6 protein-coding genes and 2 pseudogenes are annotated in these 6,364 nt (G+C 61.3%); 1 reads left to right on the plus strand and 7 read right to left on the minus strand.

What is annotated here, in order from left to right; translation table 11 throughout:
- A pseudogene (locus tag AC1DLB_RS18165) lies at positions 1-467 on the plus strand (SAM-dependent methyltransferase); the annotation flags it as partial.
- A 14-nt stretch (positions 468-481) separates the two neighbouring features.
- On the opposite strand, the gene AC1DLB_RS18170 reads toward AC1DLB_RS18165, so the two are convergent.
- The 7 genes and pseudogenes from AC1DLB_RS18170 to AC1DLB_RS18200 form a co-directional block, all read right to left on the minus strand.
- Positions 482-790 carry an addiction module antidote protein gene (locus tag AC1DLB_RS18170; protein ID WP_018925563.1) on the minus strand — a complete coding sequence of 103 codons (309 nt, stop codon included), beginning with the start codon at positions 788-790 and terminating at the stop codon, positions 482-484.
- Between the two features lie 2 nt (positions 791-792).
- On the minus strand, positions 793-1,086 hold the full coding sequence (locus AC1DLB_RS18175) for a type II toxin-antitoxin system RelE/ParE family toxin (RefSeq protein WP_018925564.1): 294 nt from the start codon (positions 1,084-1,086) through the stop codon (positions 793-795).
- A gap of 143 nt (positions 1,087-1,229) precedes the next feature.
- Positions 1,230-1,919: an N-acetyltransferase gene (locus AC1DLB_RS18180; protein ID WP_477743690.1), complete on the minus strand. Its 690-nt coding sequence runs from the start codon at positions 1,917-1,919 to the stop codon at positions 1,230-1,232.
- A 57-nt stretch (positions 1,920-1,976) separates the two neighbouring features.
- Positions 1,977-2,789 (minus strand): ChbG/HpnK family deacetylase, encoded by an 813-nt coding sequence (locus tag AC1DLB_RS18185; protein ID WP_477743689.1) that lies wholly within the window; start codon positions 2,787-2,789, stop codon positions 1,977-1,979.
- Positions 2,761-3,984 carry a GNAT family N-acetyltransferase gene (locus AC1DLB_RS18190; protein ID WP_477743688.1) on the minus strand — a complete coding sequence of 408 codons (1,224 nt, stop codon included), beginning with the start codon at positions 3,982-3,984 and terminating at the stop codon, positions 2,761-2,763. Before AC1DLB_RS18190 ends, AC1DLB_RS18185 begins: the two co-directional genes overlap by 29 nt.
- A gap of 31 nt (positions 3,985-4,015) precedes the next feature.
- Positions 4,016-5,935 carry a hypothetical protein gene (locus tag AC1DLB_RS18195; RefSeq protein ID WP_477743687.1) on the minus strand — a complete coding sequence of 640 codons (1,920 nt, stop codon included), beginning with the start codon at positions 5,933-5,935 and terminating at the stop codon, positions 4,016-4,018.
- Positions 5,932-6,364: pseudogene (locus AC1DLB_RS18200) on the minus strand (polysaccharide biosynthesis protein); the annotation flags it as partial. The pseudogene AC1DLB_RS18200 and the gene AC1DLB_RS18195, both read right to left, overlap by 4 nt.

Genomic DNA, 6,364 nt, shown 5'->3' on the forward strand with positions numbered 1-6,364 from the left:
TCCATCACCTGCCGACAGAGCTGCACCAACGCTTCGACGTGGCGCTGATCACCATCGGCGTATTGAACTGGATGCCGGACATCGGCGAGTTCATGCGCCATGCCGCGCAAACCCTCAAGCCCGGCGGCAGCCTGGTGATTTACGAAACCCACCCGTTCCTGGAAATGTTCGACCCCGAGTCAGCCGATCCCTATCGCCCGGACAGCTCGTATTTTCGCAGTGAGCCTTTCGTCCAGGACCAACCGATCGTCTACGAAGGCAAAGTCGAACAGCAGGCCTCGGCGTCCTACTGGTTCGTCCACACCCTGGGCGCGATCTTCACCGGTGCCGTCGAAGCGGGGTTGCAGATATGCCATTTCAAGGAGTACCCGCATTCCAATCGCGAAGAACTCTACGACAAGTATCAGCAGCAAAAGGCGCAGTTGCCGTTGTGTTACACGTTGGTGGCGGTGGAGCGAGCGACGTAGTGCCTGGGGTATTTTCAGAGCGTTGAGTGATTTGCCGCGTGCCCTGGTTGCGCGCAGAGATCAATGCCCAAGGCATGAATGACCTTTAGAACCGTATCAAAACGTGGTTTCGCCCCGGGTGCGAAGGCCTTGTACAGGCTTTCGCGCCCCATTCCGGAATCTTTGGCAATTTGTGTCATGCCGCGAGCCTTTACCACGTAGCCGATAGCACGAAGAAACTCTTCGTTGTCGCCGTCTGCCAATACCTGAGAGAGGTATTCGCTGATGGCTTCGTCACTGTCGAGCAGTGCCGCCATGTCGAAAGCAGTCAAAGTCTGGCCCATGTTCAAACCTCCCTTGCCAATTTTTTCGCCCGTCGGATATCAGTGTTTTGCGAGGACTTGTCACCACCGGCCAGCAATACGATGACTACGCCATTTCGCAAAGTGAAGTAGACCCGATAGCCAGCGCCAACGTCCACGCGCATTTCGGAGACACCATCACCCACCGATTTGATATCGCCAAGATTACCCGTAGAGGCACGGTCAATGCGACGAGCAATAGCAACCTTCGCCCGCAAGTCGCGAATTGAGGCATGCCATGCCACGAAGATTGTGGTTTGTTGAATAAGATAATTCATTGCTCGACTGTATCCATATGAATACAGACGAGCAGTCAGGTCATTCTCTGCTCCAGCGTGTACTTTTCCCTAAACTGCGTAGGCAACATGACGCCTTCGCGGGCAAGCTCGCACACGGAAATATGATCAAATGTGGAAGCCAATCACGCCTGCGCCGCCGTCACCGGCCGTTGTTCCGGTTTGCGCAGTGCCGTCAGCCGCGAGCCGGTGTAGTAGGTTTCGCGGAAGAAGCGCCAGCGGCCGAACAGGTCGTAGACGTGGGTGATGCGCCCTTGCTCCTGGTAGTCCATGCGGATGTGCATTTTCATCGCCTGGATGTTGCGGGTATCGCAGACGTCGACGATCTTGTTGCACCCTTTGGCCCGCATCGCATCCCAGAGTTTGAACTGGGCGTCCATCGACAGGCTGGTGCCGAAGTATTGAGGGATCATTTCACCGCCGAACTCGAAAAACTCACCAGGGTTGATCCGGAACCAGCAGCCGTAATAGTGCCGGTCGAAGTAGTCCCTGGCGCTGCCCCAGATGAATCCGATGGCATCACCTTCCTCGTTCACGTACATGTGTCCGGTGTGACCCTCGGCGGCGATTTCGGCCATGGCCTTGACGCGATTGCCGTAGTACTTGGTGAACGCGGTGGCGTTTTCCGGGGTGATGATCACCAGGCGCAGGCCCGAATAGGGCCGCATATTGTGCGGCGCCACCGGGGTCACCAGGTCGCGCCCCAGCCACAGCAGCTCCCTATGGAAATACACGTAGCGCTTCCAGAGCGACTGGAGCGTGTGGAGCAGGCCTTTTTGTTTGATGCGTTCGCGAATCTTGTCGATGGCGCTCATGAAGTCCTCCGAGGCTGAAGCCTGGGTGTGGTGGGTAACGTTTTCGATGGCGAAAAATCAGGATTTCAACGGGTGCAGTTCGGTCGGGTATTGCGGCTCCTCTTTGGATGCCCTCGGCACCACGGCATAGGACACTCTCGGAACACCCGCAAGACGCTGCTCCAGCACATGGCTCAGCGACTCGCCCGGGTCCAGATAGGCATCGCCAAAATCGGCGCCGATATGGATCGGATGGACGACGATTTCCAGCAAGCCGTCGATTGGCATCGCCACAGTGCGCAGGTCGACCGGGGTGCATACGTTCTGGGCGGTCGCTCCGGACAGGCTGTTCAGGCGATGGTTGAGCAACGTCTTGAACACTCGCTTGGGCACGCTCAGGTTACTTCCCAGATCGCGCGCCAGTCGCACGGGCACCCCTTGGCGGGCGGCAAACCGCGCGACGATTTCACCAATGGGCCAGATGTTGTGCACGTGCTGATGGGAATCGAGGTGGCTGGGGTGCAGGCCGTTGTCCAGGCAGCGTTGCCATTGAGCTTCGAGTTCCTCCAGCACCGCGTCGCGATCCAGGCGGTTGAGCCAGAGGCTGTGGCGGGGCAGGCTGAGGTCGAACTCACCCTGGCTGTCGCAGAACGTCGAACGCGCCAGAATCGACGGGCTCAACGGCCGGCCATACGTGAGGTTGAAGTGCAGCCCGATCCGCCCCTTGAGCATTGGTTGCCGGGCCAGGACGCAGGCCGCTTCGAAGGCCGGCATGTTGGCCATGGCGGTTGCGGAGCTGATGACTCCAGCGTGGAAGGCACCCAGTATCACCGCATTTTCGCTCGGACTGAGGCCGAAATCGTCAGCGTTGACTATGACTTGGCGAGGCATGGCTGCCCTCTCTTTCTTGTTCGGTGGGTGCAGCGTCTTTGGCGACAATAGGTGCCTGTATAGGTGTAAGCGTAGGAGCAACCAGCGTTGCTGCACGCCTGGCCTGCCACTTTTTTAACCCGGGTTTGATTCGGTGCCAGAGTCGCAGGGCCAGCCCCAGGGCGAGGCCGCTGGGGCGCCAGGAGTAGAAACTCCAGCGCCAGTGCTCCAGTTGGCCGGTCATGCGCTCCAGGAGTTGATGACTGGAGTTTTCCAGGCTGATCCGCGAGGCGTCGACCCAGTGCCAGTTGTCGTCCAGCCCCCAGCGGATCCACTCTTCAAGCAGCACACGACCGCTGCCCAGGTCAGCGTGTTGCGGCAGGAACGCCAGGTTGTAGTCGTACAGCCGACCCTGTTCCAGCAAGCCGATGCGGTAGCTGATGCAACGCCCGTCCAGCTCCAGCACCACCACCCGCACTAGTCCTTCTTCGGCGAGGGCGGTGAAGGCTTGCTCGATCCATTGCCGGTAGCGGTCATTGGTGAAAATCCCAACGCCTTGAAGGCCTTTCCAGCTCAGCGCTTCGACTTTGCCGAGGGTCCGCAACAGTGGCCTGATGGTGGCGGCGTCGGGGGTTAGCCGTCGGATCTCGGCACCGCAAGCCGCGATGCGTTTACGTGCACGGCGCAGTTTGTAGCGGGGGTCGCCGGACACTTCCTGATGGTCGGCCTCGCTGATCAGGTGCACCGGCACCCGACAGCTGAGGCGGCGCTCGCCGGTCGAGCTGTGGGCCATCCAGGTGGTCAGTGCACTTTCTTCGCCGATGGGTTCGCACAATTCATTGAGTTGCAGCATCGCATGGGGCACGCGACGGCGGATGATCACCAGCGCCTTGCGCATGCTCTCGGCATCGAGGCAACTGAGCAGGGCCAGGCGATCGGTGAGGGGGTAACCGAGGTGATGCAGGACTCGAAACGGTAGCCCGCCAAAGCGCTCCACGGACACCACCAGCGGCAGGCACAAGGCCAATTCATCGCCGTGCCAGCCGAGCAGAACGTGCAAGCGTTCCCCGGCAAGCAGTGCCTGTTCCGATGCGCGCAGCCAGGCGAGGGTGTTGAACGGCGTATTGTCCGTCACGCGCCAGCGCAACCCCTCATAAGCGGTTGTTGGAAAGTCCGGAGCGCACAACGACGTGCGCCATTCGAATCGAGCCATCATAGATTCAGACCGCCGCATAACTCATGGACGTTCATGAGGCGCTCCAGCTCAGGGCGAACAGGGTTTGCCCTGGCAGGTCGAAGCTGACGCGACCGTCCTGACAGTTGAATTTGCCTTCGCGACTGCGGCTGTCGGCACCGAAATACACCAGCGCTCCCTTGGTCAGCGGGCAGGTCGCCCCGGCCAGATCGACACGCTGCAAGCGCGCGCCCTTATTGACGCCCAACAGGCTGCGTTGGTGTTCGGTGGCCATCGCCAGCACGTCGACTTCGAAGGCGTCGTTGTCCAGGCGCATGACGTTTTTCAGCCAGTGCTGCCGGATGAATTGTTGGGCCAGGCCCACCGGTTTGAGCTCGAAGCGATCGCCGCCCAGCACCCGCACCATGCCTTTGGGGTAGTTCGGTTCGTCGGCGGCCTGGAACCAGTTGAGCATGTCCAGCAAGCCGTCCTGCGCCGAGTTGATGACCACCGAGGCCCACCACAGCGAAGCGAAATGGGTTTCCTGATCGTAGGGGCTCAGGCTTGAGCCGCTGGACAGGTTGGTCTGGTCCAGCAGCAAGGCCTTGCGTGGCCGGCCCTTGGCATCGAGGCCCACCAGTTCGGCGGCGCGGCGCACGCTGTCGCGGTAGACCCGGGTCGCCAGCAGGTCGCGAACCATCCATTCATGCCAGGCGAGGGCGTCGATCTGCCCGCCGGATTCAGCCAGCAGGCGCCGTGCCCAGTCGATACCGCGCTTGTCGGCAGCATCGTCGGTGAACGGGCCGTTGACGAAGCGCGAACTGGCGGGCATGGCAATGCGAATGCCGGCCTTGGCGTTGGCAGGATCGCTGCGCACTTGCCGGGCCATGCTGTTGAAGATCGCCTGGTAGTTGGCGTAGCTCGAGTAGTTGAGATTCGGCTCGTCGGCGAACGCGATGTAGTGAGTGCCGCCACCACCGAGGGCACGGGTGGCGGTGAGCCAGGCGTCAAGGCCGGCGTTGCTCACGGTGTCGGCGCGCAGATCGGCCTGACGCTGGCTGCCGGCCAACAGCGTGATGTCCTGCTTGATGCCAAAGCGGTTCTGATAGAGCTGGCGGAACGCATCTTCGTGGTGCGGATTTTGCGCCGTGACGTCGACGAAACTGTAGTAGGAACCCGCCTGAGGCTTGAGGGCGTCGAGCGCCGCGAAACTGGATTGCGGCGGCAGCACGTAGGGCAAATAAATGCCCAGGTTCGGGGTCGGGCCGAGCGTCTCTTTATGCAGGGTCAGCCGGGTCTGGCCAGCGTCCTCGCGCAGCGGCTTGAGTTGCTGCGGGTTCTGGGCGAACAGGTTTGCCGTGCCATCGAGCCAGAACGCGACCTTGCCGCTGCCTTGCAGGCGCAGGCGCCAGACTTGTTCGTCCTGGGTGACGGGCAGTTCGAGCTGATCGAATTGCCAATAGGCGCGATAGGGCTTGAGTATCAGCGACACTTGTTTGTTATCACCCACACGCTGCGCCTGCAGGGCGCCGACTCCACCATGAAACTTGCCGGCCAGTACCGCGTGTTCCCCCGGTGCGATTTTGAAATACAGCTCATCGCCGCCACGGGCTTCGGCGCTGAAATGCACCTTGGCCGGGGCGAATAACGCCACGGTGTGTTCGTCATGTTCGACGGTGTAGCGGCGGAAGCTGTAGCCCGGAATTTCCAGTCGATAACTGGCGGCACCCGGCGCCAGCGGCCAGCTCTGCTTGCCGCGGGTTTCACTGGCGGCGATCAGGCGATCACCCTTCAGGTTGCCGTTGCCGTCGAGTAGGTACAGGTGTTCTTCGTTGGCATCGGCCTGCCACGCCGGGACCCACTGGATGGTCAACGTGTCGGGGCGATCCGCTTGCAGGTACAGGCTGCCGTCGCGAATGTCGGTCCAGCGCATGGGCGCCGCCTGAGCACTCAAACCAAGGCCCAGGCTCAACAGCAGCACCAGGGGTTTCATGCTGATTTCCGTTGCAGTATCTGAAGCATCGGTGCCACATCGCTGGGCAGGATGATCAGGGTTTGCCAGAAGGGTACGCCGCTCAACCGGCAGTACATCACCAGCAGCGCGACGGTCACCGCCAGGTAGGCGATGGACGATGCCGCCGCAGCACCGACGATGCCATACAGCGGGATCAGCAACAGGTTCAGGGCCAGGTTCAGCAGCGCGCCGAGGCCCACCAGCAGCGAAACCGTGCCGGGTCGATTTTTGCCCAGCAAGTCCAGGCGCAGGATGCTCGCATAGCAAAGACCGAGCAGCCCCGGCAGCAGGGCCAGCAAGGCCGGGTAGGCCGGTTGATAGGCAATGCCGAACAGGGTGACGATCAGCCATTGCCCGATCACGGCCATGGTCAGGCAGGCACCGAGCATCACCGTGGCGGTCAGGCGC

This window comes from Pseudomonas sp. 05N434 (genome assembly GCF_056396965.1).

Excerpts from the sequence above, each read along its gene's own strand:
- AC1DLB_RS18170 (WP_018925563.1), bottom strand. The coding sequence starts at position 790 with ATGGGCCAGACTTTGACTGCTTTCGACATGGCGGCACTGCTCGACAGT.
- AC1DLB_RS18175 (WP_018925564.1), bottom strand. The coding sequence starts at position 1,086 with ATGAATTATCTTATTCAACAAACCACAATCTTCGTGGCATGGCATGCC.
- AC1DLB_RS18180 (WP_477743690.1), bottom strand. The coding sequence starts at position 1,919 with ATGAGCGCCATCGACAAGATTCGCGAACGCATCAAACAAAAAGGCCTG.
- AC1DLB_RS18185 (WP_477743689.1), bottom strand. The coding sequence starts at position 2,789 with ATGCCTCGCCAAGTCATAGTCAACGCTGACGATTTCGGCCTCAGTCCG.
- AC1DLB_RS18190 (WP_477743688.1), bottom strand. The coding sequence starts at position 3,984 with ATGATGGCTCGATTCGAATGGCGCACGTCGTTGTGCGCTCCGGACTTT.
- AC1DLB_RS18195 (WP_477743687.1), bottom strand. The coding sequence starts at position 5,935 with ATGAAACCCCTGGTGCTGCTGTTGAGCCTGGGCCTTGGTTTGAGTGCT.